Consider the following 1,017-nt stretch of genomic DNA (forward strand, 5'->3'; position numbering starts at 1 on the left):
TACTATTTTTTATTAAAATAATTTATTACTTCCTCATTATTTGCACATTGTTTGCGTTTTTAAAGCGTAAGCTTAGTTTAATTCTTAAATACGAGGTTATTACTATGAAGCATTTTTCAACTCTTGCCACTGTGGCAATATTATCTATTGCTTTTTCAGCTAATGTAGCTGCTCGAGGCGGTGACAATCCTCCTGAAAAACCTGACTTCTCAACTATTGATACTGATGGTGATGGCGTAATTAGCTTTGAAGAGTTTAGTGCTAAAAAACCGCCACACGGCGATGCACAAACAATTTTTGATTCTATAGATGCCGATGGTAATGGCGAAATTAGTGAACAAGAACTTAGCGATCATAAACCACCTCGTCGTGAACGCTGAAAGGATACTAAAATGATTAATAGTATTAACAGTAGTTCTGCGAGTTTTATGTCGCAACAAAGTAGTCAGGCTGCAAAACTAACAACAGAGCAAAGCGATTTTGTTAAAGAAACGCTTGCAGAGTTTGACGCTGAAAACTTAACCGAAGAAAACGCGCAAAGTATTCAAGCGGCATTTAAAGAACAAGGTATTGAACCAACAAAAGAGCTTGCTGATTTAATGAGCGAACTTGAGTTTGATGCTAAAAGCATTGGTGATGCAGGACGAGTGGAAGGCCAAAGACCGCCACCGCCGCCACAGAACTCATTAGAATCAGTAGATACAGACGAAGTAGTCAGCTACTTAGATGAGCTATTAACTGAGTATTCAAGCCAGTTGTCTGATGAAGATAAAGAATCAATCCTTGCATCAGTGCAAGAGAAGTTTGGTTTAAGTGAAGGCGATTCACTGCTAAATGTAACTGCTTAGGTGTTATAACTTAGAGTAAAGCTGACTGTTACTCGAAAGTCTTAAGTCCAAAGCCCAACGGTTAACTCCGTTGGGCTTTTTTATTGGCTTAATTTAAGCGTGTTTCTATTTTGCTGGTGCCATCTTCTTCGGTAAATTTAAATACAAAATCTTTTTTACCGTCTTGGTT

2 protein-coding genes are annotated in these 1,017 nt (G+C 38.0%); both read left to right on the forward strand.

What is annotated here, in order from left to right:
• Window positions 1-104 precede the first annotated feature (104 nt).
• A complete protein-coding gene (locus GQR46_RS20065; protein ID WP_007581281.1) occupies window positions 105-380 on the forward strand; it encodes an EF-hand domain-containing protein in 276 nt (91 codons plus the stop codon).
• 12 nt (window positions 381-392) lie between these two features.
• Entirely contained in the window at window positions 393-848 is a 456-nt protein-coding gene (locus GQR46_RS20070; RefSeq protein ID WP_165729023.1) for a hypothetical protein, read from the forward strand.
• Window positions 849-1,017: the final 169 nt, after the last annotated feature.

The sequence above is a fragment of the Pseudoalteromonas sp. Z1A6 genome, from assembly GCF_011378745.1.
In the GTDB taxonomy this organism is placed as follows: domain Bacteria; phylum Pseudomonadota; class Gammaproteobacteria; order Enterobacterales; family Alteromonadaceae; genus Pseudoalteromonas; species Pseudoalteromonas arctica.

What these genes read in the sequence shown, in the direction of transcription:
- GQR46_RS20065 (WP_007581281.1), top strand. Translation starts at nt 105, where the DNA reads ATGAAGCATTTTTCAACTCTTGCCACTGTGGCAATATTATCTATTGCT.
- GQR46_RS20070 (WP_165729023.1), top strand. Translation starts at nt 393, where the DNA reads ATGATTAATAGTATTAACAGTAGTTCTGCGAGTTTTATGTCGCAACAA.